The organism is Amphibacillus cookii, from assembly GCF_016908375.1.
Classification (GTDB): Bacteria; Bacillota; Bacilli; order Bacillales; family Amphibacillaceae; genus Amphibacillus_C; species Amphibacillus_C cookii.
On sequence record NZ_JAFBDS010000007.1, the window covers coordinates 114,464 to 139,368 of the forward strand.

Annotated in this window: 16 protein-coding genes; 6 read left to right on the forward strand and 10 right to left on the reverse strand. The window is 42.0% G+C overall.

The features are described 5' to 3' along the window. Positions 1 to 21: 21 nt before the first annotated feature. The 4 genes from JOE23_RS11325 to JOE23_RS11340 form a co-directional block, all read right to left on the reverse strand. Positions 22 to 756: a putative N-acetylmannosamine-6-phosphate 2-epimerase gene (locus tag JOE23_RS11325; protein ID WP_204438480.1), complete on the reverse strand. Its 735-nt coding sequence runs from the start codon at positions 754 to 756 to the stop codon at positions 22 to 24. 42 nt (positions 757 to 798) lie between these two features. Continuing rightward, a complete protein-coding gene (locus tag JOE23_RS11330; protein WP_204438481.1) occupies positions 799 to 2,178 on the reverse strand; it encodes a sulfatase family protein in 1,380 nt (459 codons plus the stop codon). Positions 2,179 to 2,257: 79 nt separating this feature from the next. Next, entirely contained in the window at positions 2,258 to 3,844 is a 1,587-nt protein-coding gene (locus tag JOE23_RS11335) for a PTS transporter subunit EIIC (RefSeq protein WP_204438482.1), read from the reverse strand. Positions 3,845 to 4,303: 459 nt separating this feature from the next. Next, positions 4,304 to 5,023, reverse strand: coding sequence for a GntR family transcriptional regulator (locus tag JOE23_RS11340; RefSeq protein ID WP_204438483.1), 720 nt, complete (start codon positions 5,021 to 5,023; stop codon positions 4,304 to 4,306). Between the two features lie 502 nt (positions 5,024 to 5,525). Here JOE23_RS11340 and JOE23_RS11345 point away from each other — a divergent pair. From JOE23_RS11345 to JOE23_RS11360, 4 genes are all read left to right on the forward strand, one after another. Next, positions 5,526 to 7,274, forward strand: a complete 1,749-nt coding sequence (locus JOE23_RS11345) for a LytS/YhcK type 5TM receptor domain-containing protein (RefSeq protein WP_204438485.1) — start codon at positions 5,526 to 5,528, stop codon at positions 7,272 to 7,274. Next, a complete protein-coding gene (locus tag JOE23_RS11350; RefSeq protein ID WP_204438487.1) occupies positions 7,267 to 7,995 on the forward strand; it encodes a LytR/AlgR family response regulator transcription factor in 729 nt (242 codons plus the stop codon). Before JOE23_RS11345 ends, JOE23_RS11350 begins: the two co-directional genes overlap by 8 nt. A 138-nt stretch (positions 7,996 to 8,133) precedes the next feature. Beyond that, a complete protein-coding gene (locus tag JOE23_RS11355; protein WP_204438489.1) occupies positions 8,134 to 9,570 on the forward strand; it encodes a carbon starvation CstA family protein in 1,437 nt (478 codons plus the stop codon). A gap of 202 nt (positions 9,571 to 9,772) precedes the next feature. Further along, on the forward strand, positions 9,773 to 10,087 hold the full coding sequence (locus JOE23_RS11360; RefSeq protein ID WP_204438490.1) for a YbjQ family protein: 315 nt from the start codon (positions 9,773 to 9,775) through the stop codon (positions 10,085 to 10,087). Positions 10,088 to 10,580: 493 nt separating this feature from the next. Here the strand turns inward: JOE23_RS11360 and JOE23_RS11365 are convergent, their stop codons facing one another. Next, on the reverse strand, positions 10,581 to 11,978 hold the full coding sequence (locus tag JOE23_RS11365) for a M24 family metallopeptidase (protein WP_204438491.1): 1,398 nt from the start codon (positions 11,976 to 11,978) through the stop codon (positions 10,581 to 10,583). 12 nt (positions 11,979 to 11,990) lie between these two features. Further along, complete coding sequence (locus JOE23_RS11370; RefSeq protein ID WP_204438492.1) at positions 11,991 to 12,749, reverse strand: DeoR/GlpR family DNA-binding transcription regulator; 759 nt, start codon at positions 12,747 to 12,749, stop codon at positions 11,991 to 11,993. A gap of 343 nt (positions 12,750 to 13,092) precedes the next feature. Between JOE23_RS11370 and melA the strand changes: the two genes are divergently transcribed. Further along, on the forward strand, positions 13,093 to 14,391 hold the full coding sequence (melA, locus tag JOE23_RS11375; RefSeq protein ID WP_239585391.1) for an alpha-glucosidase/alpha-galactosidase: 1,299 nt from the start codon (positions 13,093 to 13,095) through the stop codon (positions 14,389 to 14,391). Positions 14,392 to 14,563: 172 nt separating this feature from the next. Next, positions 14,564 to 14,725 carry a YfhD family protein gene (locus JOE23_RS11380; protein WP_204438493.1) on the forward strand — a complete coding sequence of 54 codons (162 nt, stop codon included), beginning with the start codon at positions 14,564 to 14,566 and terminating at the stop codon, positions 14,723 to 14,725. Between the two features lie 256 nt (positions 14,726 to 14,981). On the opposite strand, the gene JOE23_RS11385 is transcribed toward JOE23_RS11380, so the two are convergent. The 4 genes from JOE23_RS11385 to JOE23_RS11400 all read right to left on the reverse strand — a co-directional run bounded on the left by JOE23_RS11385 (position 14,982) and on the right by JOE23_RS11400 (position 24,250). After that, a complete protein-coding gene (locus JOE23_RS11385) occupies positions 14,982 to 16,055 on the reverse strand; it encodes a glycosyltransferase family 2 protein (RefSeq protein WP_204438494.1) in 1,074 nt (357 codons plus the stop codon). 61 nt (positions 16,056 to 16,116) lie between these two features. Beyond that, entirely contained in the window at positions 16,117 to 19,698 is a 3,582-nt protein-coding gene (locus JOE23_RS11390; RefSeq protein ID WP_204438495.1) for an NTTRR-F1 domain, read from the reverse strand. A 490-nt stretch (positions 19,699 to 20,188) separates the two neighbouring features. Further along, a complete protein-coding gene (locus JOE23_RS11395; RefSeq protein ID WP_204438497.1) occupies positions 20,189 to 21,541 on the reverse strand; it encodes an NTTRR-F1 domain in 1,353 nt (450 codons plus the stop codon). 804 nt (positions 21,542 to 22,345) lie between these two features. Beyond that, positions 22,346 to 24,250, reverse strand: coding sequence for an NTTRR-F1 domain (locus JOE23_RS11400; RefSeq protein WP_204438499.1), 1,905 nt, complete (start codon positions 24,248 to 24,250; stop codon positions 22,346 to 22,348). Positions 24,251 to 24,905 lie beyond the last annotated feature (655 nt).

Sequence of the window (24,905 nt, forward strand, 5' to 3'; positions counted from 1 at the left end):
GTCATTTCTCCTTGATTCATCCTAGTAATATAATGGAATTTCATTTTCGTAATGACTCATTTTTTGAGTGAATCTCCGTGTCGTAAGATGCGGTCGTGTAATCGCACTGCCTACTACAACAGAGTGGGCACCAAGAAAGAGACTTTCGACGGCTTGCTCGGGTGTGTGTATTTTACCTTCCATTAACACGTAACCCTTCCCCTTTGCTGCTTTAACGATTCGAGCTAGCATATTAAAATCAGGGTGTTCTGTAGATTTAGCTTTAGGATCAAAACGATAGAGTGTCGGTGCGACCATATGAGCGCCTAAATCCAATGCTTGACTTGCTTCTTCATCATTTCGAATATCAGCTAGAATTAATATGTGTGGGTAAGCCTGTTTTATTTTCTTAATTATTTCATACGCCATTTCGCCTTGCGCATTTTTACGATTTGTTGCATCTACTGCCACAATATCAGCTCCAGCTTTGATTATTGCATCAACAGCGGTCATTGTAGGCGTAATAAATACGTCTGATTCAGTACTGTAAAGCTTCCAAAGTCCAATAATCGGTAGTTCTGTTTGTGTTCTAATCATGCTTACGTTCTCTGGCGTATCGATTCTTAGGCCGTTTGCCCCTCCCCATATAGCTGAGGCCACCATTTTTTCGATAATACCAGGTATATAAATGGGATCACTTTCTTTTGCCTGGCAAGAAACGATTAAACCATCTTTTAATTGTTTAATTAGGGCTTTTTGTGATTCGGATATAGCCACACTGAGTCATCCTTTCGGGTTGTGTTAGGTACAACTGTTTCATCACTCGCCTATTTTTAAAAAGTCATCTGGATCTTTTGAGCTTGGGTTGTAGTGTTCTTTTTTATTTATTTTCCAACCCTCTTGAACCTGAAAATGCCCTGTTAAAATAGGGTCATTAGTTTTTGTTTGATGCTCAAGTAGCTTTTCTCTCATTGCTATCACTACGTCATGATAGTCAGGGTGCTCAATAACATTGTTTGTTTCTGAAGGATCATAGTAGAGATCATACAGTGCTTCTTCAGGCTTTTGGGCTTTTTCTAAGCCATGCTCTTGATAGAACACTTTACTGATGGAATTGTCAATATTGGTACGATTTATTTTTAAATAGTCACGATCATAGAATTTAATATATTTATAACGTTTAGTCCTTACGCTCCTAGCAGGCTCATAGGAAGTATGATAATTAATTTCTGAAAAAATTTCTTCTCGTCCACTCGTATCTTGCTGCTCGAACATTTCTGCAAAAGACTCACCTTGTAGGTAGTCCGGTTTTCTAATACCAATTAAATCACAAAGCGTGGGAAAGACATCAACTTGAGAAATAAGTCCATCTATCTCTTTTCCGTGCATTTGACTATCTGGGACACGCATGATCAAAGAGACACCAATGCCAGTATCAAAAAGATTACACTTACTGAATGGAAAGGCTATCCCATGATCTGTTGTAAAGATAATAATGGATTGCTCATAAAAGCCATTCTCCTTAATGGCATTCATCACAACTTTGAAACTTTCATCAAACCACGATGCGGACTTTAAATAACCTGCATAATCTTCGCGTATTGTGCGTTCTTTAGCTAGTGGATCAGGAGGCATAATATAGTTAGCGTTAATTTCTTCTTGATTATCATGACCTTTTTCTGGAAATTTACGATGTGTGGAGAACAGTCCATACGATAAGAAAAACGGTTTATCTTCCCGATAATTTTCTAGCCATGACTTTACTTTAAAAGCATTGTCATAGTCCCATTTAACAAGCTCCTCTTCTGGCATGCCAGCATTATCAGCACTAATATCTTGATCGTATCCAATGATCTTTGCGCCTTGTTCATGATCAATATAACTACCTGCCTCGTGTTGTATTCCAGCTAAAACAGTATGGTAGTGGTTCTCTTTTAAGAAATTAACTAAATGTTGGTTATAATCGTGAAGTTTGAATCCGCGCTGAGATAATCCATACATGCCGTTGCTGTGTGGGTACATCCCAGTTAAGAGTCCAGAACGACTAGGTGAACAGGTTGGTCCAACACAATACGCTTCTCGAAAAATAGTAGCATCTTTGGTGAATGCCTGTAATGACTGTGTGGGTACATTATAGCCATATGGACTTAATACTTTACCACTATCATGTGTATGAATATAAATAATATTTTTTTTCATTTTTATTGCACCCCTTTTGGTTTGAAAGATTGAGGAAGGCTCTATTTGATATACCAATCAAATAGAGCGCCAGTATTATTTATTTTTGTTTTAAATGTTCAATATTATTTTTATCGATATACTCATCGATATCTGTTCTGACTATATTGACTTTTGGTCCATAGATAACCTGAATGGCTTTACCGCGAACAACCGTATTCATTGCACCGGTTTTCTTTAATGCCTCTGCATCAATTTGGTCTGGTTTCTTTACGGAAACACGTAACCGCGTTGCGCAATTGTCTATATCTGTAATGTTATCAAAACCACCTAGCCCCTCAACAATGTAATGTGCTTGGCCGGTTTCATATTTAGCATTTAATTTTTTTTCTTCATCAGTAATTTCTTCATCATCACGTCCTGGTGTTTTTGCGTTTAATTTTAAAATCAATTTCTTAAACACAAAGTAATAGACAAACATAACCGGTATAGATAATAAAATAATCCATAGATAGTTTGTTTTATCATTACCTTGAAAAACGCCGAACAGTAAGAATTCAACCAATCCAGCTGAGAAAGTTGAACCAATGGTGATATTAAATAAGCTAGCTAATACAAAACTACTTGCGAAAAGAATAGCTTCTGCTATAAATAAAATGGGTGATGCAAAGAGTAATGCGAATGAAATAGGCTCAGTTACCCCAGTGATGAAAGCGGTTAGTCCTATTGAAAGCAGAAATCCAGATGTTGCTTTTCTCTTAGGCCCTTTAGGAATAGTTTTGTACATAGCAAGGACAATACCAATCATTCCAGCCATCATGTGAAAATAACGACCACTATTAAAGAGTGCTAAATTACCAAAAAATTGTGTTGTATTCGGGTCTGACAATTGTGCTAAGAAAATAGTTTGAAAACCTTCATACATTTCCCCGCCAACTTCTAATGTTCCACCAGCAGCGGTTGTCCAGAATGGTAAATAGAAAACGTGGTGTAAGCCGAACAGATATAATGTTCTTAACATCAACCCGTACAAAAATGCACCAAATGTACCTAGTCCGGTAGCGAACTCACCAAAGGCTGAGATAGCATTCCCGATAAACGGCCATAAAATAAACATGATTGAACCTACTATTAGAAAAACAAGGGTATTTAAAATTGGGACAAAGCGAGAACCTCCAAAAAACGCAAGAAACTCTGGTAACTTAATGTTATAAAAGCGATTGTGGACCAAACCTGTAATTATCCCTGCTAATATCCCGCCAAATACGCCCATTTGTAGTGTCATAATACCAAATTGGGCACCTTGTCCAACGAGACGAGGGTCAATATCTGCTGTTGCTAGTTGTCCGGTAATGTCTAAAAGCGCATTAATAGTTATAATCAGAACGAAGTAGCCAACGACACTTGCTAATCCTGCGGCGCCTTTTTCTCTGCGAGCTAATCCAACGGCAATCCCAATAGCGAAAATAAGTGGTAACGCATTAAAAACCCCTGATCCAGCTGCATTCATAATACGTAAGATTGCTTGTAGAGCGGTGTTATCTAGAATTGGATAAGTCTGAACTACTGCATCTCCTGATAAAGCAGCGGATACGCCGAGCAACAATCCTGCTACTGGTAAAATAGCCACTGGTAGCAAAATAGCTTTACCCAACCGTTGACCAAATTCAACTAATTGATCTTTCATGTGAATCCCTTCCTTTCCATCTGTAGTATGCCTTCTTTTCAAGAACAAGAAAACGGTTAGCCAGTTTTCGCGAAAATGTTATCGTTTTCAATTCAATCATACAACGCTTAAATTAAAATGTAAATACATTTTTATAAAATGTATTAATAAATTAAATAAAATTATATTTATTGCTAATAACCGTCCGTAAAATATCTGTTTCAAAATAGAGAGAAGAGATCATCTGTTTAAATGGGGATAACGGATGTTAATGTCCGTATTCATGAGGTGTATAGCTGTTTTTTAAAGAGCGTAAACACATCATTAATTTAAGCTCATTTTATAGTATTTAAATGTATTTATAAATAAAATAAATATATTATCATTTGTAGATATGGAAAGAAGGGGGTCTTAACCTATCATTTGATAATGATAAAGTGCCAGTGGATGAAAAATCCGCTGACACTTTAATACATCTTTTTATTTTCCTCTTACTGACTGATACTGATATTCATCTACATTTAGCACTAATTCAGTGTAGTCTAATAGCTCTCCATTCGATAGATAGGTCGAGTTTAGCACTTTAAGTAATGGAGTTGTGGGGTCACAATGGAAGAAGTGAACCATTTCATCTGATGGCATGATCGGCAATACAATATGGTGAGAATGATCGATTGCTTCTTTTGTGACTTCTTCCACGAAGTCATACTTCGAGCCACAAATGCTTTCATAAGATAGGTTAGGATATCGCTTTACATCCATATAATTCGTCTCGAGCATCATTGGAATCTCATCTGCTTTTCGCAAGCGTTTAATATAATAAATAGGGTCATCCTTTTTAATAAGTAGCTTCTTTGCAATTTCTTCACTGACTGGTATAACTTTAAACTCAATGATTTCGGTTGACGCCTTTTTTCCAGATTCGAGCATTTCTTGAGTGAAGCTTTTTACATTTGTTGATCTTTCCATTACATTTTGATTTGTTACATATGTTCCACTACCTTGACTGCGTGACAAGAATCCTTTGGCAACCAAGTTATTTGTCGCTTGCCTAACTGTTACACGACTAACATTGAACTTGTCGACTAGCTCTTGTTCCGTCTCAATTGGACTTCCTTTTTGATACTCGCCACCTTTAATTTTTTGCAATATGTAATTTTCAATTAGTTTATATTTTGGTGTTTTTTTTGAATGGCCCATTTAATTCTCTCCCCAATAAAAACATACTACGTTCCTTCCTATTATACCAAATTTTACTCTGTTTACCTTGATGATTTACAGATTACTTAGAAAATCTAATTGCTATATGGTTTTAACCTATGGAATCAAAAGCACCATTAGTTTTGATTGCGATCTTTTATCATGGCACCAGTAGGTAAACTTGCCAACGAAATAAAAAGTTTATGAATTTATGATAAGCCTTAAATATTACTTTAAGATCGTTTCATTAAAGTAGATAGAAAACAGATGTAGGGGTTAGATATAAATTGTTGTAATGATGAGCTATAGCACTGGAATTAAAGAAAGTGCTGTCACCCTTCCATATGTGACGTTAAGAAATAGTAAGAAAGCTGTCCAAGCTAATTCTACCTGTGTTAAAATAAGGTAAATGTAAGGCTGAACGGTATAAGTGAAAGAGATGAATGAAAAACAGTGGCAGTTAATTTTTAGATGATTTAACGTCGTGAGGGGAAGGTTACATATGTTAGAAATATTGTTTATGATGCTTGAACGTTTGGGTATTATCGTGACAATTGCCTTTGTTGTTACGCGATTACAGTTCTCACGCAACATGTTAACGGTAACAAAGATGACGACTAAGCAAACGTATGCAGCGATGGTTTTCTTTGGGGTGTTTGGCATTATTGGAACGTACTCTGGCTTTGCGTTGAGTTTAGATACGTTTCAGTATGAACGGTCACTCCTAGGGATTGAAACAAATGAAGCAATCGCTAATTTTCGGGTGATTGGTGTTGTGCTTGCTGGCATCTTTGGTGGATACAAAGTAGGGGGAGGCGCTGGTTTGATTGCGGGTGGTCATCGTTTTTTATTAGGTGGCTATACGGGTTTAGCGTGTGGGCTCGCTTCAATTATAGCAGGGTTGCTAGGCGGGTTATACAACCAAAAATACAAACAAATGCCTTCAATCCCTGTCATTATTCTACTCGGCGCATTAGCAGAGACGATACAAATGGTGATGATCATTATCCTATCCAGACCGCTAGATCGTGTCATCGCATTAGTACAGATGATTGGCTTTCCAATGATTATTGCTAACGGACTGGGTTGTGGTTTATTTTTACTGATTATTAAAAGTGTTCAGGAGAAAGAGGATCGTGTTGGTGCCTCGCATGCGCAACAAACATTGCGGATCGCAGATCAAACGATTAAGCACCTTAGAAATGGTTTGACTGCCCAGTCAGCAGAAGTAGTCTGCAACATTCTTTTTTCTGAGACAAAGCCTATTGCAGTAGCGATTACCAACCAATCTGACATTCTAGCGCATATTGGCCAGGGAAGTGACCATCATCGTTCAGGTGACCCGATTCAAACGGAAGCGACAAGGGAGGTTATTCATAATGGCGAAATTGATGTGACGACTAAAAAAGGCATTCACTGTGATCATCCGAATTGCACCTTAAGATTTGCGGTTATCGCCCCATTGAAAAGTAGAGAGAAAACAATCGGGACATTGAAAATCTATTATGCAGATCAGCATCATATGAAGAATGCCGCGATTGAATTAGTCAGTGGCTTAAGTGTTTTGTTAAGCAATCAAATTGAGTTGTCAGAAGCAGAGGAAGCTTATCAACTCGCTCAAAAGGCGGAAATTAATGCACTCCAAGCACAAATGAGTCCACATTTCATGTTTAATTCACTAAGTGCCGTCAATGCTTTGATTCGAATAGATCCGAATAAAGCTAGGGAGATGATTCAATCGTTATCGCAGTTTATCCGCCAAAATATTAAGGCTTCAAATCAACGCATAACAACAATTGAAGCGGAATTAAGCCATATAAAATCCTATTTAACCATTGAAGAAACGCGATTTTCGGAAAGGCTACAAATCAACTATGATATTGACGCTACGGCTTTGCAAACAAAGCTCCCCCCTTTAACGCTGCAACCAATTGTAGAAAATGCAATTAAACATGGCATCAAAGATATTGAGCGATCGTGTTCGATTTTAATAGCAGTTAAAACTAAGCGAGAACATGTTGAGATCATGATAAAAGACGATGGTAAAGGAATTGCTCGTGACCAACTGACTTGCATTGGAAACAAAATCATAGATTCAAAAACGGGTACGGGCGTGGGTTTATACAATATTAATAGGCGCTTAGAACTGACATTTGGCCATGCTTCAGCATTACAGATAAAGAGTGAAGAAAATAATGGAACAACAGTATCATTCTCTGTTCCAAGGTTGGAGGGAAGCTTTGATGAGTGATAGAATTCGAGCGATCATTGTTGATGATGAATCGTACAACCGTGAAGAATTAAAATACTTATTAAGTTATGATCACGATATCGAAGTCATTGATGAAGCAAGTTCTGGAAAAGAAGCTATTCTTAAAATCATTGATCAAGAGCCAAGTGTTGTCTTTTTGGATGTGGACATGCCAGGCATGAATGGGATGGAAGTAGCCAAAACAATTACGGGACTTAAAAAGCCACCACTGATTGTTTTTGCCACCGCTTATCCAGAGTTTGCGGTTGAAGCATTTCGTTATCAAGCCGTTGACTATTTACTAAAACCCTATGATGAGAAACAACTGCTTCAAGCCATTGAGCGGATGAAGGATAAACGATCTCCACAGGAAAATAATCAGAAACAGCGCGTGGGAAAACTGGCTGTAGATGATGACGAAAAAACGATCTATATTAATCCTGATCACATTAAATATATTTATTACTTGGATAAGCATGCGCAAATTGTTACCACATCTGGTCATTATCATAGTAAGTTAAGCTTAAAAGCAATCGAAGCCCGATTAAAGCCTTATCCTTTTTATCGCATCCATAAAGGCTATTTAGTCAACATTACATTTGTTCAAAGTATTTCACCGTGGTTTAATGGTGCTTATCATTTAAAAGTCTCAGGTGAAAGTGATCAATTACCGGTCAGTCGAAATTATATTAAAGGTTTACGGGATCAATTAGAACTGTAATAAAAATGTGTATGTTGTCTTGCAAAATGAACATGTTAACGCTCGATTAAAACATGTTGTCATTCGTATACGCGGTTAAGTCATTCCTTCTTTTATACTTTATGTAAGCGGTTAAATATAAGAGAGAGGATGATCATCGTGTATACTTTTTTAGCGGGTATTTTATTTCTAATAATCGGGTATTTCACTTATGGAAGAATCATTGAGAAAGTTTTTGGTATAAATGATAGTCGACAAACACCAGCGTATAGCAAGCAAGATAATGTTGATTATCTACCTATGAATACAAAGAAGAATGCTATGATCCAATTAATTAGTATAGCGGGTGTGGGGCCGATATTTGGCCCAATTATGGGAGCGCTCTATGGTCCGGTAGCTTTTCTATGGATTGCCATTGGTTGTATTTTCGCCGGTGGTGTGCATGATTATTTGACGGGGATGATTTCAATTCGGAATGGTGGTGCGCACCTTCCAGAATTAACGGGAAAGTTTTTAGGAAGAGCTATGCGTCATGTTGTCAATTTCTTTTCGGTATTGTTGCTATTACTTGTGGGGACAGTGTTTGTTTCGTCTTCAGCAGAGCTCATTTATAACATGTTTGACGGCTTTACACCATTAATAATCCTTATCATTCTTATTTTTTGTTACTATATTTTATCAACGATGATGCCGATTGATAAAGTCATTGGCCGTATTTATCCGTATCTTGGGGCGACCTTGCTTTTGGGTACAGTACTAATGGGAATCGGACTTGTTTTACAGCAAGCCCCTATTCCTGAACTTAGCTTTAACAATCAACACCCAGAAGGAACAGCAATATTTCCTTTACTATTCTTAACCATTTCCTGTGGAGCGTTATCTGGCTTTCATGCTACGCAGTCGCCTATTATTGCTCGGACGGTGAACAAAGAAAGCAACGGGCGGAAAATATTCTATGGGATGATGGTGGCAGAAGGTTTAGTGGCAATGGTTTGGGCAGCTGCGGCGATGAGTTTATTTGACGGACCAGTTACATTAAATGAACTCATTCATACCATTGGAACGGGTGGTATTGTATCAGAAGCTGCTGGTGCAGTATTAGGCTCAGTGATTGGAACGATTGTTATTATCAGTGTTATTACTTTGCCTATCACTTCTGGTGATACAGCATTCCGAAGCGCTAGAATGGTGATTGCAGATTATTTTAAGCTCGGGCAAAAAAAGATCATAAATCGCCTGTTCATTGCAATTCCTATTTTTGGGTGCGCGGTTCTTCTAACCACCATTGATTTTACGATGTTATGGCGTTATTTTTCTTGGGCGAACCAAACGATGGCTGCGATTGCATTGTGGATTGGTACGGTCTATCTTTACAATGAAAAGAAACATTATATTGTTGCCATGGTGCCAGCCCTATTTATAACAATGGCGGTCATTACCTATATTTTAACTGCATCAATTGGTTTTGGTTTACCTATCCACACATCATATCTTATGAGTACGATTTTGACAGTGGGTATTCTTAGCCTGTTTTACCTAAAAGGATCAGCAGGTGTAGGAGTGCCTTTTAACAAAAATTTAAAGAAATCTTCGTAAAATCATGATGTAAAAGATGTTACCCATGCGTGGGCTTAAAAATCAGTTAACGAGATAATAATCACATGTATATAGATAGTGTTTACCAGTGATTTAAAAAAATGTTGCTTTCCTTCCATTGATAGGCTAAGGTAAATTATAGAAGGTTATCGCCTGTTTTATGATTATTTTCAAAAAGATGAAGAATAGAGGAGTGGAGAGCATGATTATTGTAACGACTGATTTTGTGCCTGGTAAAGAAGTGAAAGCGTTAAAGGGTTTGGTGAGGGGAAGTACGGTGCAGTCGAAGCATATAGGTAGAGATATTACGTCATCATTTAAGACGATCGTCGGTGGAGAAATAAAGGCTTACACAGAAATGCTGGACGATGCGAGGAAAAAAGCACTCGATCGCATGACAGCCGAGGCAGAGAGTTTAGATGCGAATGCAGTTATTTCTATGCGGTTAGAGTCTTCAACTGTTATGGGGGCAGCATCAGAAATTATTGCTTACGGAACTGCTGTAACGGTTGAATAGCGCTACTTGAATTTTGCTAAATCTAGATAAATCATAATACGCTGTTTGTAGGGTTATAACATCGACAAACAGCGTATTTGTTATTCAATAAAGACGTCGAAAAAGCATACATATTGCCCTTCTTTTGTCTATGTGACTGTAAACATTTCCGATTCTTAATTAAGAGCCATTTTTTATCACAGATAACTGTCCGTAAACCACCCACCTCAAAATAGCGAGTAGAGTAAATCGATTGAGCTGGGTGATAACGGGAACGGTAATGTCTTGATTCACTCAATAAACCTGCAATCAGTGGGCGAAAAGCGAAAATGCCCCCCCTTATTTGAAGGTTCGTTTTATATTCTTACATTTCAGGTCATAATTGATGTTTATCTGTATGAGATCTTCAAGTTAGTCAATTCATCACAACATAAGTTTAGTAAGCGCATTGCATGAATCGCATGCGTGTCCTAACCCTATTCTCATCGCTTGTTCTTTCAAGCTTTTCTATTTTTTATCTAGCTCGCTTTACTTTCAAAGCTTTATCTTTAGCCAAATAGAAAGGACGTAAGTAAGCAACAGTATTAGACAACGGTAAAACATCTGGACTCACTTCAATATTAAGTATATCTTGCAAATACGCTTTTCTAGAGAGAATTCTTTCCCATAATTCGGGATATTGCTTTTTAATGTTAGCTTGCAACGTTTGATCGGCTAGCGCAACACACTCTTCCGCACTTACTCCTGTGTATCCAGGGACAGATGGAATAATATCAATTTGAAAAATCATCCCACTCTTTAGGGGCTCTGAAGAATGATTATAAATAGGTGAAGCCATCCATTCTTCATCAGCTACTAAATGACCAGGATTTAGATGCCAATGATACTTTTCTTTAGGGAATACACGCTCAATCGCTTGATAAAGCTGATCGCCTTTTATTCCCACTTTTATCGTTTCAAGCCAAGTAACGACAGCATGATAGTATGGCTTTGCCACTGCTTCTAGATAATCAGTTTGATCTTCAGGTAGTTGTTGCTCATTTTCGACAACTAAACCTGCTCTACTAGATAACCCGCCCTTATAGCCGACGGTTAGTGACATCGGATCCCCTCGTTTTACTTGTTTATAGCTAGGATAAATATTAGCTTTTTCAAATCTTTTCCCGGTAGCAGCAATAGTTACCACCGAATTGTATTGACCTTCAGCATTCAAATGTTGGCCAATGTCTGTTTCTTTTGCCCCGATTTCAATGGCGTTTAAAGCCTTTAACATACGTGTTGATGCTAAATTCGCTCCATATTCATAATGGGCAATCTCATTTGCATTATTAGTCGTTCGTGCACCGTGATCGCCTATAAGCAAATAGGCGCCGTTAACTAATTCGACATCATCTTTTGTTGCGTTTTTTAATGCGTCGACTATAAAATAAGGGATGTCTAACATCTGTTCAGCTGGCTGAACAGATGTTGTGAACATTTTCCATCCGATTAAGCCGATTCGTTGTTGGTTTTGTAGTTTTAAGTGAGAGAAAATATTTTCTAATTTATCGTCATTCTCCATCGGTTGATTGGGTAGTGAGAATAATGGGCTATGAATGAGATCTACTTTAATACGTGATAAATTGGCTAGTTTTAAATTTTCATTGCCAAGCACTACGGTACTTTTTCCTGATTTATCGATCACTAATAGTCCTTCTTCGAATCGGGGGATAAAGCCTGTTAAGTATTCAAAATTACTGCCGTGTTCTTTGTCAGCATAAATAATTAACACATCGATTTTTTCTTCTTGCATTTTTTGTAATACTTTATTTTTTCTTGCTTCTATCGTTTGATCTGTTAAAGTTATCGGTGCTACATCGGTATATGTGTTAGGTTCAGGACATGTTTCAAAAGTAATAGGGTTGTTGGTCATTTAGATGCTCCTTTAATCTAAAGTTATAATGTTTACATTGTTATTTTGTAAACATGTCAAGAATTCTTGTTGTGGTACGTGATCAGTGATTAATACATCGATCGCATTTAAATCACAGACTTTAAACAAGCCGGTCGTGTTTAATTTAGTGTGATCAGCTACAGCGATAACGGTATCGCCTTGCTCGATCATTTGCCGCTTGACTAGACCTTCTGCCTCTGTATGGATGAAAAGCCCATCAGCAGAGATAGCGAAAACGCCTAAAATCGTGTAATCCGTATGATAGTGTTCAATTTTTTTAACTGTTTCAGAGCCATATAGAAAAAGTTGTTCTTTATGCAATGCACCTGGTAGTACGGTTACTTCTGTTTTTTCGAATTGGGCTAACAAAATGGCATGTGTTAGCGAATTAGTGATCGCATAGATCGTTTTATTATGTAGTTTCCGAATCACTGCCTCAACTGTTGTAGAGGAATCAAAGATGATCGAACAATTGTTTTTAATCCATTCAGCAGTCTTATAAGCAATCTGTTCCTTAATTTGATTGTGTTTTTTCGATCGTTGCTGATAATTAAAGATAGTAGCCTCTCGATCTATTGAAACTGCGCCACCATGCGTTCTTCGTAAAATGTTCTGATGCTCTAACTTAATTAAATCTCTACGAATCGTATCTTTTGACACCTTTAATTTCTCTGCTAAATACGCCATTGTGGCGCTTCGTTCTTCCTCAATAATTGCCTTTATTTTTTCCAATCGTTGTTCAATTAGCATGATCTTCTCTCCTTACCTTTAAATTATCACAACTCGCAATCTTTTGCAATCTTTTGCGTTTTTTTGAAAGGTAATATTTATCATAGATAACCGTCCGTAAATCCCCCTCAAAATAAGAAGTAAAGCAGATTTATTAAAGGGGATGGTAAGGCCACGAATGTTCTGATTCACTAACTAAAATCAGGAGGTGGTTAAGACCGCAGACTAAAACCGCCACGTGCTCGATTATTGGTTTTTTATTAAAACAGCAATATTTTATCCTTTTTATTTTTATTAACAATTGATAAAGCGCTTTCTCTGCTTTAGAATGACAGTGATCAGTAAACGAAAGGAGATGAGCGCGATGAATAAATTAACGTTTTTAGGTGCTGGCAGTACGGTTTTTGCTAAAAATATTCTAGGAGATTGTATGGAGGTGGAGGCGCTACAAGACTTCGAATTTGCTCTGTTCGACATTGATTTAGTAAGGCTTGAAGATTCGGAATCGATGTTAAAGAACTTAAAGAAAAATTTACGATCGAAGGTTACGATAAAAAGTTACCGTGATCGAAAAGAGGCGTTACGCGGGGCAAAGTATATTGTTAACGCTATTCAAGTAGGCGGTTATGATCCATGTACAATCACCGATTTTGACATACCCAAAAGATATGGATTACAACAAACGATTGCTGACACCCTAGGAATTGGTGGCATCTTTCGTAACTTAAGAACGATACCTGTTATGCAGGAATTTGCAAGAGATATTAAAGAGGTTTGCCCAGATGCCCTGTTTTTAAATTACACCAATCCAATGGCGGTATTAACAAATATCATGATTGGTGAAGGAATTCAAACAGTGGGACTATGCCACAGTGTCCAAGTATGTGCTGATCATTTACTCGATCAATTGGATTTGCCGAAAGATCATGTTCAGTGGAAGATTGCTGGTATCAATCATATGGCATGGCTATTGGAAATCACTAGAAATGGTGAGGATCTTTATCCGGAAATTAAACGCCGTGCAAAACAAAAACAGAAAGACAAGCATCACGATATGGTACGGTTTGAGTTGATGGATAAGTTCGGTTATTATGTGACAGAATCGTCAGAGCATAACGCTGAGTATCACCCGTATTTTATTAAGAAAAATTATCCGGAGTTAATTGAAACATTAAATATCCCACTTGATGAATACCCAAGAAGATGTATTGATCAAATGGAAGGTTGGAAACAAATGCGTGATGATATGGTTAACAATCAAAACCTCACCCACGAACGTACAAATGAATATGGTTCGTATATTATTGAGGCTATTGAGACGGACCAACCTTTTAAAATCGGAGGGAATGTTTTAAATACCGGTGGATTAATTTCTAATTTACCTGAGAATGCTGTCGTTGAAGTGCCTTGCTTAGTCGATGCTAGTGGTGTGAGCCCAACATATGTCGGCGCTTTACCCGAACAGCTGGCTGCTTTAAATCGAACCAATATTAATACACAACTGTTAACGATTGAAGCAGCAAAAACGTTAAAGAAAGAAAAAATTTATCAAGCTGCTTTGCTGGATCCGCATACAGCAGCAGAATTATCGATTGATGATATTATTTCACTATGTGATAACCTAATCGAAACGCACGGAGATTGGCTGCCTACCTACAGTTAAGTCAATCAAGATGACGAAACACCCTGAATGTTTGAGAACACACTCAAATTTTTCGGGTGTTTTTAGCACTTACACAACTTTCAGATACAAGTTTTTCTGGAAAATCCGACTCACTTATAAAATTATAACGTTTATCCATACTAAGCTTAAACATAATTTGGAGGTTAGTTTAATGGATGAAAAAAACAAACTTGGCCAAGATGAAAACAAAATTAAGAGAAAGAAGAATGATGGTCTTGATATTGAATTTTCTGAGGAGTTAGCAGATCAGGAGGATAGACAGGCACAAGCAAGATCCGATGCGGCTGATAAACGTGCGCAGTTACGCAAATAATAGGGTAAGGGAAAAGTTATTGAACAATCAATAAGTAGTGAACGCTTTCATTGTTGGTATAATATAGGACAAAATCTGACAAAGGAGAATAGCGATGCAGCACTACTTATTTGTTCATTTTAACGATTGCTGAAACTAAATATGATCGCATCAAGCAACATTGTTTTAAATGAATGGCAGGGGAACTGATTAAGTGGTTGTTTTTAGAGTAACGTCACACCATTGATGTGCAGTCATGCTCAATGGTGTGACGCAGCTAAGCTTGCTTATTTTCAAGTAATTGCTTGTTATATAAAATACGTTCGTCTTCTGGACGGTAAACGCGTGCTCTCTCATTGTGTTCAAAGGCTTTTTCAAAGTTACCCAGTCTATAGTAGCATACACAAAGTTGTAAATGTGGATACCAGGTCGAGTAAGCAGGGTAAGTGAAGCTCCACTTATTGGGATCTGTCTCTAATTGGGTCGCTAGCTCATACCAAAAAACCGCCTGCTGATAGGCATGTTGGCTTTGAAAGTGGAACCCTAAACGACTACATATTTCTGGTCTTGGGACTTTAGCATAATTTAAGGATTGAAAGAGGGCAGCAAGTTCCTCTTCTGCTTGATTTAAAAACCGATAACAATCTGCTTTGTTAATACAAGCATAAACTTTGTCTTCTATCCATCCTGTCTTTAATTTAAGGTTTTTATTGTAGCTATCGATCGCTTCTTGATAATGGCCATTCTCACGCAACTCATTGCCATAATAGAAATAATCCCGTGCTGTAAATTGATCGCCTCTTTCTTTGCGTTTTTGATAAATATTAAGGTTTCTTCCGACAGAATGATGAAGCTTTTTATGGGTAATGGCAATATCTGAATTGATAATATGCCCGGTAACATTAAGATAATTATGGCAATCCCCTTGCCACTTAAAGCCCTTTGCACGCTTTAGCAAACGATTTAAACGATACTTCAACGTCACATTGCCAAAATCGTCTGTGCCAGCATGATAGTACATCGAAACGGCATCTACATTAGGATCTAATGTCTCTTTTAATTTGAGGAATTTCTTTTGATCTTCAGGTAGAATCACATCATCAGCATCTAAGTAAAGGATATAATCTTTCGTTGCGTACTTCATCGATTCGTTTCTTGCCGCCGAGAAATCCCCCGTCCACTTATAAAAAAACACCCGATCAGTAAAGCCTTTGGCAATCTCAACGGTTTGGTCGGTTGAGCCTGTATCAACAATATTGATTTCATCGACAATATCCTTTGCGCTTGCTAAGCATCGCTCTAATACATCTGCTTCATTTTTGACAATCATACATAAGCTAATGGTAATCATTTTGTTAACTCCTTTTAACTAGATGGATAAGGAAAGGGAGTACTCCCTTTCCTTTTTTAAATTATTCAGTAAAGACAATGAGGTTTAAATCTCTATTAACTGCATTAACGAGATTGACGTTAGTAGCTGTTGTTACGATTACTACTACACTGTATTCAAACGTATCTGTTGATGGAGCTACATCGACATAAGTGTTACCTATAGGGAAGTTTTGAGTCCCTGCCGACGATAGTCCTCTAGTAAAGTTACGTGTCTGAATAAGATCCGTATCACGGTAAGTTCTAATTTCTAAGGTTAAGACATTATCTGCATCATTGTCTGATTCAATTGATAAAGCATAGTCAATTTTCACTTCTTGAGCTTCTTCCAAACTGACGTTATCAACGGTGACAACTGTAACTTCTGTATTTAATGGAACAGTATCATCGTCAAAAACTATAATTGCTCCATCTTCATTATTAAATAATAGGTCTGCGGCTGCAGGTCCAGTAGGTCCAATTGGCCCAGTCGGTCCAGTGGCCCCGGTAGGTCCGGTAGCGCCCGTCGGTCCAGTAGCGCCAGTCGGTCCAGTAGCGCCAGTCGGTCCAGTAGCGCCAGTCGGTCCGGTAGCCCCAGTCGGTCCAGTAGCGCCAGTCGGTCCAGTAGCGCCAGTCGGTCCAGTGGCTCCCGTCGGTCCAGTAGCGCCAGTCGGTCCAGTAGCGCCAGTCGGTCCAGTGGCTCCCGTCGGTCCAGTAGCGCCCGTCGGTCCAGTGGCCCCAGTCGGTCCAGTAGCCCCAGTCGGCCCAGTAGCGCCAGTAGGTCCAGTGGCCCCGGTCGGCCCAGTAGCGCCGGTCGGCCCTGTAGGTCCAGTAGCGCCAGTCGGTCCAGTAGCGCCAGTCGGTCCAGTGGCTCCCGTCGGTCCAGTAGGTCCAGTGGCCCCGGTAGGTCCGGTGGCTCCAGTCGGCCCGGTAGCGCCGGTAGGTCCGGTGACGCCGGTAGGTCCAGTGGCCCCCGTCGGTCCGGTGACGCCGGTAGGTCCAGTGGCCCCCGTCGGTCCAGTGGCCCCCGTCGGTCCAGTGGCTCCCGTCGGTCCGGTAGCACCGGTAGGTCCGGTAGCGCCGGTCGGTCCGGTGGCTCCAGTAGGTCCAGTGGCCCCGGTCGGCCCGGTAACGCCAGTCGGTCCGGTGGCTCCAGTAGGTCCAGTGGCGCCGGTAGGCCCGGTGGCTCCAGTAGGTCCAGTGACCCCAGTCGGTCCGGTGACGCCGGTAGGCCCGGTGGCTCCAGTAGGTCCAGTGGCTCCAGTGGCTCCAGTAGGTCCAGTGGCCCCCGTCGGTCCGGTGACGCCGGTAGGTCCAGTGGCTCCGGTAGGTCCGGTGGCTCCCGTCGGTCCAGTAGCGCCCGTCGGTCCAGTGGCTCCAGTAGGTCCAGTAGCGCCGGTAGGTCCAGTGGTCCCCGTAGGTCCAGTGGCTCCAGTAGGTCCAGTAGCGCCGGTAGGTCCAGTGGCTCCGGTCGGTCCGGTAGCGCCCGTCGGTCCAGTAACGCCGGTAGGTCCGGTAGCGCCCGTCGGTCCAGTAACGCCGGTCGGTCCGGTAGCGCCCGTCGGTCCAGTGGCTCCGGTAGGTCCAGTAGCGCCCGTCGGTCCAGTGGCTCCGGTAGGTCCAGTAGCGCCGGTAGGTCCAGTGGCTCCCGTAGGTCCAGTAGCGCCGGTAGGTCCAGTGGCCCCGGTCGGTCCGGTGGCTCCCGTAGGTCCAGTAGCGCCCGTCGGTCCAGTGGCCCCCGTCGGTCCGGTGACGCCGGTAGGTCCAGTGGCCCCCGTCGGTCCAGTAGCGCCAGTAGGTCCAGTGGCCCCGGTCGGTCCGGTAGCGCCCGTCGGTCCAGTGGCTCCGGTAGGTCCAGTAGCGCCCGTCGGTCCAGTGGCTCCGGTAGGTCCAGTAGCGCCGGTAGGTCCGGTGGCTCCCGTCGGTCCAGTGGCGCCGGTAAGTCCGGTGGCTCCCGTCGGTCCAGTAGCGCCGGTAGGTCCGGTAGCCCCAGTAGGTCCAGTGGCCCCCGTCGGTCCAGTAACGCCCGTAGGTCCGGTGACGCCGGTCGGTCCAGTAGCGCCGGTCGGTCCGGTGGCTCCAGTCGGCCCAGTAGCGCCGGTCGGACCGGTAGGTCCAGTAGCGCCGGTAGGTCCAGTGACGCCCGTTGGCCCAGTGGCCCCCGTCGGTCCAGTAGCGCCAGTAGGCCCGGTAACGCCGGTCGGTCCAGTGACGCCGGTCGGTCCGGTAGCGCCCGTCGACCCAGTGGCCCCGGTCGGTCCGGTGGCTCCCGTAGGTCCAGTAGCGCCCGTAGGTCCAGTGGCCCCCGTCGGTCCAGTGGCTCCAGTAGGTCCAGTAGCGCCGGTAGGTCCAGTGGCTCCGGTCGGTCCAGTGGCTCCAGTAGGTCCAGTAGCGCCGGTCGGTCCAGTGGCTCCGGTCGGTCCGGTAGCGCCGGTCGGTCCAGTAACGCCGGTCGGTCCGGTAGCGCCGGTCGGTCCAGTAACGCCCGTCGGTCCAGTGGCCCCGGTCGGTCCGGTAGCGCCGGTAGGTCCAGTAACGCCGGTCGGTCCAGTAACGCCGGTCGGTCCGGTAGCGCCGGTCGGTCCAGTAACGCCCGTCGGTCCAGTGGCCCCGGTCGGCCCGGTAGCCCCAGTCGGTCCGGTGGCTCCCGTCGGTCCAGTAACGCCGGTCGGTCCAGTAGCGCCGGTAGGTCCAGTGACGCCGGTCGGTCCAGTGGCTCCGGTCGGTCCGGTAGCGCCGGTCGGTCCGGTAACGCCGGTCGGTCCAGTAGCGCCGGTAGGTCCAGTGACGCCGGTCGGTCCAGTGGTGCCGGTCGGCCCAGTAGCGCCGGTCGGCCCTGTAGGTCCAGTGGCGCCGGTCGGTCCAGTAACGCCGGTCGGTCCGGTAACGCCGGTAGGTCCAGTGACGCCGGTCGGCCCGGTAACGCCGGTCGGCCCAGTAGCGCCGGTCGGCCCAGTGGCCCCGGTCGGTCCAGTAACGCCGGTCGGTCCGGTAGCCCCAGTCGGTCCAGTAACGCCAGTAGGTCCAGTGGCTCCAGTAGGTCCAGTAGCGCCGGTCGGTCCGGTAGCGCCCGTCGATCCGGTGACGCCCGTAGGTCCAGTAGCGCCTGTCGGTCCAGTAGCCCCAGTAGGTCCAGGTGCTCCGTTTGCGCCATCCGCTCTAAGCAATGCCACATCATCAATAAAAATAAATGGTGTAGTAAGAGCGCTAGTAGGTTTGGTAATTGTTAATTGGGCTTGTGTTGTGCCGGCTGGTGCAGCAGTTGATGTTTGATAGATTGTATTCCAATTATCATCCACCACGATTGGTAATGAGTTATAAGGAATAATAAAATCTAGACCAGTACCAATAACATTATTGCCTGCGTCTAGGTATTGTAATTGGATTTGGATAATTGGACTTGGTTGTGTTGTGAATTTAGCAAAAGAACCAAAGAATTGATAGCTTTCTCCTGGATTTGCTGGAACAGTTTGAGAAATGAAGGCTTGAGCTGCGCCGCTTGGAAATCTTGCTGAGAAATTACCTGAAAGCGATTGTGTTGGGGTTGCAATGGTATTTAAAAATGTCCAACCGGTAAGGTCGCCTGTTTCAAACCCACCATTGGCAATTAAATTTTCAATAGACATAAAAATCCTCCCTTCGTTGAATTAAGCTAAATAACTAGAGTTAATAAAAATTTAGCTCAACATATAGTATGTAAAAGGAATTAATCTGAAAAGGCTTTTCACTTGATAGAGTTTAAACAAATATAAAATATATGAATGATAGGAATTTTTCTGAATTAAACTGTACAAAATACCATCAGTTATCTAGTTTGTAAACGTGTTAAAAGTATTTGATAACTCAAAGATTTCCTTGACATGCTATTGCTTTTTAAAAGCTGTAAATGTTATAAAACGTGATTAAAATTATTAAAACCCAAGTCTTTTATTAATCTATTTTCTCGATACAATCGTTCAAGTGGTTATAAAATCGTATAATAGAAGTGCTTAAAATTATAAATTTTTAAATTGTCGAAAAGGTTATATAATTAGATTTTTATATCAATCTTAAAAGGAGGGGATACGTGAAGCCTATCCCCATCCTTAGTTAAATATAGAATAAAATTAACTAGCATTACTCTAATCGAATAATTGTTAAGTTCGCTCCAGCTCCAGTTTGTAAGGTTGCTGCACCAAGTAATCCGAAGAGTTCGAGAGTGATAGTATCGCCAGCTGTAAGAGGTGTGATAAAGTCATTAGAGAAACTTGAAGCAGTTAGGACTGGATTTAAAGTAGAAGCAGTGTTTGGATTTCCGTTAATTAGTATGCGTGTGCCCAACAGTAAGGAAGCAGTAATGTTAACATTATAAGCAATATAATATCGTCCGGTTTCTGGAACAGTGAATTCAGTGTCAGTTCCATCTACTGTTATACCGTTTAGAGATTGTTCATTCGGCAGGGAAACTGGAGTACCACCTAATACTACTGCGATAACTTCACCAGTTGTGTTAGATGCAGAAGCTGATATTTCTGTGACAGTTTCTCCTGCTGGTCCAGTAGGGCCCGTCGGTCCGGTGACGCCAGTAGGTCCAGTGGCCCCCGTCGGTCCAGTAGGCCCGGTAGGTCCAGTAGCGCCGGTCGGCCCGGTGACACCGGCAGGTCCAGTAGCACCGATAGGCCCAGTAGCGCCCGTCGGTCCGGTAGCGCCGATAGGTCCGGTGGCCCCGGTAGGTCCAGTAGCGCCCGTCGGTCCAGTAACGCCAGTAGGCCCAGTGGCTCCGGTAGGTCCAGTAGGGCCCGTCGGTCCGGTGACGCCGGTAGGTCCAGTGGCCCCCGTCGGTCCGGTGACGCCAGTAGGTCCAGTGGCCCCCGTCGGTCCGGTGACGCCGGTAGGTCCAGTGGCCCCCGTCGGTCCGGTGACGCCAGTAGGTCCAGTGGCCCCCGTCGGTCCAGTAGCGCCGGTCGGCCCGGTAGCGCCGGTCGGTCCGGTAGGTCCAGGCGCACCATTTGTGGCGTCGGCTCTAAGCAATGCCACATCATCGATAAAAATAAATGGTGTGTTAAGGGCGCTAGGAGGTTTGGTAATTGTCAACTGGGCTTGTGTTGTGCCGGCGGGAGCAGCGGTTGATGTTTGATAGATTTCGTTCCAATTATCATCAACAACAGTAGGAAGTGTGTCGTAAGCAATGATAAAATCTAGACCAGTACCAATAACGTTATTGCCTGCGTCTAGATATTGCAATTGAATTTGGATAATCGGGCTAGGCTGTGCTGTGAACTTAGCAAACGAACCAAAAAATTGATAGCTTTCGCCTGGATTTGCTGGAACGGTTTGAGAAATGAAAGCTTGAACTGTCCCGCTAGCAAATCTTGCTGAGTAAATACCTGAATGAGACTGTGTTGGAGTTACAATGGTATTTAAAAATGCCCACCCAGTAAGATCACCTGTTTCAAAGCCGCCATTAACAACTAAATTTTCAATAGACATAAAAAATCCTCCCTTCGCTAAATTAAGCTAAATAGCTAGCGTTAATAGAAATTTAGCTCAACATATAGTATGTGAAGTTCTGTCTTTGGACAAGGCGAGTAGCTGATTTATTTAGTCCAATTTTAATTTTGACTTTTGATATTAATTCTAGTGAATAAAGTTTTAGAAGTAAAAAACGGTGAATTTATAAGATGTAATAGCTAATGATTAAACACAAAAATCAATTTAAATGTTTATAATAACAATTTATTTAATCGCTGAGCCACAGCGTAGCTGCTTGTCCTTGACCTTGGGACCATTTCTTAGTATTTTTTTAGGTGGTCAAACAATTGGAAGCGAGTAAGTGATAGTATATGGGTGGGAGGACATAATTTTCAAAAATAAAAATTGAAGCATTATAATAGAAGCACAACTACTAGATCAAATACGTTATGATTGACTATGGTGATAACCGCAAAGAATGAGTGCAGCTTTGTGAGCTGATGAATTATTGCTGAGATCGCGGTTATGCAAAAACTTATATAATTCCAGTTGTAACAAAACAAGATCACTTTGGTAAGTTTCTAGTAAGCTGTTCATTTGGAAGACCCATTTTCTGTGAATGTGGTGGAGTAGCTTTGTTCTATAAAAAGGGTCTTCCTTTTTATATGATCTCTATTTAAAGCAGTATATTTATACAAAAAATTGTACATACTCAGGCTTTGTATTTATGAATGATTATACAGTATGCCATTTTATTACGAGCTTTTTAGTAGATTAATAAATATTGAAAGTAATTATTTTCTAAAAACAATTACTTTATTTTTAGGTAATGCTAAATAAAATTGTTTTGGTCCCGACCAAACTAGATGCACTATTTATAAAGTAGTAATTTGATTCAGAGTCTAGGACAAGGGGACCAGTCCAAGTTATTGTATCAAATTGGGTGCTATATACTCCTGTTGGTGGAACATCTGAAATAGCTGAAGTAACAGTTACACTTCCGCGAATCCAACAATTTAAGATATTTGAGTAGCCAGTAACATTAATTTCTCCATCAATGCGTGTATCTACCATACGATTTATTCTTAATCCAGATTTAATCATGTTGTTTAATCTGCTATTAAATATATAGGTGTTAAGAATCCCAAAATGCGGATCTACTGGATCAGCAATTATGCCACCTTCAACTCTTGCGTTAAGAAGTTGAAATTCTATCGTATTAAATGGATCTATAGGATCAGTATTTTGAAAAATAATATCTCCACTTATAATAGCTCCGTTGGTATAGTTGGTGTGGGTGCTTACCGATGTTCCGTTATTTAAAGTTCCCACAACTGTAACAGGTCGAGCAACAAATTCTGGTCCTTGTGTTAAATAGACATTTTCTGCTGATTGATTAGATTGTATTGTTATATTTCTTGGAGTTGAAGACCCGAAATTTGCTAAATCAGCGTTTCCTAAAACCCATGGGCCTAACCCAAGTAGCTGTACATGTCTGGCGGGTGGAATGACAATATCTTCATCAAAAACTGAATTACTTGCAATTAAGATCGTTAATCTTGCTCTCATACCAAAAGTGGTAGCTAATGCATTGCTGGTTGCAGCATTTATAGCAGCTTGTAAAGAATTGTAAGGATCAGATGGCGTTCCGGTTCCAGGGCCTGGAGCGGCTGAGTCAGCCCAAATGACTGTTTCATCTCCCCATACAAATATACCAGGCCCGGTAGGTCCAGTAACGCCCGTCGGCCCAGTGGCCCCCGTCGGCCCAGTGGCCCCCGTCGGCCCAGTGGCCCCGGTAGGTCCAGTAGCGCCCGTCGGCCCAGTGGCCCCCGTCGGCCCAGTGGCCCCTGTAGGTCCAGTAGCGCCAGTCGGTCCAGTCGTTCCGGTGGCTCCAGTAGGCCCGGTAGCACCTGTAGATCCAGTAGCGCCGGTCGTTCCGGTGACGCCAGTAGTCCCAGTGGCTCCAGTCGTTCCGGTGGCCCCGGTAGGCCCGGTAACGCCGGTAGGTCCAGTAGCGCCGGTCGATCCGGTAGCTCCTGTTGCTCCCGTAGGTCCGATAGCGCCGGTAGGTCCAGTGACACCAGTCGGTCCGATAGCGCCGGTAGGTCCGGTAACGCCCGTCGGTCCAGTGGCTCCAGTAGTCCCAGTAGCGCCGGTAGGTCCAGTAACGCCCGTCGGCCCGGTAGCGCCGGTAGGTCCAGTAGCGCCCGTCGGTCCCATCGGTCCCGTCGGTCCAGGTGCTCCGTTTGTGCCATCCGCTCTAAGCAATGCCACATCATCAATAAAAATAAATGGTGTAGTAAGAGCGCTAGTAGGTTTGGTAATTGTTAATTGGGCTTGTGTTGTGCCGGCTGGTGCAGCAGTTGATGTTTGATAGATTGTATTCCAATTATCATCCACCACGATTGGTAATGAGTTATAAGGAATAATAAAATCTAGACCAGTACCAATGACATTATTGGCTGCGTCTAGGTATTGTAATTGGATTTGGATAATTGGACTTGGTTGTGTTGTGAATTTAGCAAAAGAACCAAAGAATTGATAGTTTTCTCCTGGATTTGCTGGAACAGTTTGAGAAATGAAGGCTTGAGCTGCGCCGCTTGGAAATCTTGCTGAGAAATTACCTGAAAGCGATTGTGTTGGGGTTGCAATGGTATTTAAAAATGTCCAACCGGTAAGGTCGCCTGTTTCAAACCCACCATTGGCAATTAAATTTTCAATAGACATAAAAATCCTCCTTTCGTTGAATTAAGCTAAATAACTAGAGTTAATAGAAATTTAGCTCAACATATAGTATGTAAAAAGAATTAATCTGAAAAGGCTGTTCACTTAATAGAGTGTATATAATTAAAAATATGTGAATGGATTATATTTGTTTAATAAAGAAATAGGTAAAGAGCTAGCTGTAACTTACGCCGTATTAACATGCGGTACAATTTCTATTTCAAAAATGATGTGGAAGTGAGGGATAAGGTTGAAAAAACATATTTGATGACGTTTTGCACGTTGAGCAAAGCGAATGGTATGGGGATAATTGCAGTTAAATCCAGCTCTACTCTAAGTTAGAAAAGAAAAAAGCTTTCATAAAGTAGTTGGAATTGAAGAAGTAGAAGCTTTGAATGCCAAAATATAAGAAATTTGAGATGCATTTCTAGAATTGATCTATGCGTGTTTTTTCTAAGAAGCGTTCTATGTACAGGAACCCCTCAGTAAGTCATATAAGCCTTCACTGAGGGAGGTTCCGCTTTATCATAGATAACCCGTTCGTAAACCCCCTCAAAATCGAGAATAGAGCAAATTGATTGAGGTGGGTGATAACGGACGCTAATGTCCTGATCCACTCAACGAACCTTCAATCAGCGGGCGAAGAACGAAAACATCT

Bases quoted from the DNA above. Each gene is read 5' to 3' on its own strand.
- JOE23_RS11365 (WP_204438491.1), bottom strand. From the start codon at position 11,978: ATGACCAACAACCCTATTACTTTTGAAACATGTCCTGAACCTAACACA.
- JOE23_RS11335 (WP_204438482.1), bottom strand. From the start codon at position 3,844: ATGAAAGATCAATTAGTTGAATTTGGTCAACGGTTGGGTAAAGCTATT.
- JOE23_RS11390 (WP_204438495.1), bottom strand. From the start codon at position 19,698: ATGTCTATTGAAAATTTAATTGCCAATGGTGGGTTTGAAACAGGCGAC.
- JOE23_RS11370 (WP_204438492.1), bottom strand. From the start codon at position 12,749: ATGCTAATTGAACAACGATTGGAAAAAATAAAGGCAATTATTGAGGAA.
- JOE23_RS11360 (WP_204438490.1), top strand. From the start codon at position 9,773: ATGATTATTGTAACGACTGATTTTGTGCCTGGTAAAGAAGTGAAAGCG.
- JOE23_RS11385 (WP_204438494.1), bottom strand. From the start codon at position 16,055: ATGATTACCATTAGCTTATGTATGATTGTCAAAAATGAAGCAGATGTA.
- JOE23_RS11380 (WP_204438493.1), top strand. From the start codon at position 14,564: ATGGATGAAAAAAACAAACTTGGCCAAGATGAAAACAAAATTAAGAGA.
- melA (WP_239585391.1), top strand. From the start codon at position 13,093: ATGAATAAATTAACGTTTTTAGGTGCTGGCAGTACGGTTTTTGCTAAA.
- JOE23_RS11395 (WP_204438497.1), bottom strand. From the start codon at position 21,541: ATGTCTATTGAAAATTTAGTTGTTAATGGCGGCTTTGAAACAGGTGAT.
- JOE23_RS11330 (WP_204438481.1), bottom strand. From the start codon at position 2,178: ATGAAAAAAAATATTATTTATATTCATACACATGATAGTGGTAAAGTA.
- JOE23_RS11340 (WP_204438483.1), bottom strand. From the start codon at position 5,023: ATGGGCCATTCAAAAAAAACACCAAAATATAAACTAATTGAAAATTAC.
- JOE23_RS11400 (WP_204438499.1), bottom strand. From the start codon at position 24,250: ATGTCTATTGAAAATTTAATTGCCAATGGTGGGTTTGAAACAGGCGAC.
- JOE23_RS11350 (WP_204438487.1), top strand. From the start codon at position 7,267: ATGAGTGATAGAATTCGAGCGATCATTGTTGATGATGAATCGTACAAC.
- JOE23_RS11345 (WP_204438485.1), top strand. From the start codon at position 5,526: ATGTTAGAAATATTGTTTATGATGCTTGAACGTTTGGGTATTATCGTG.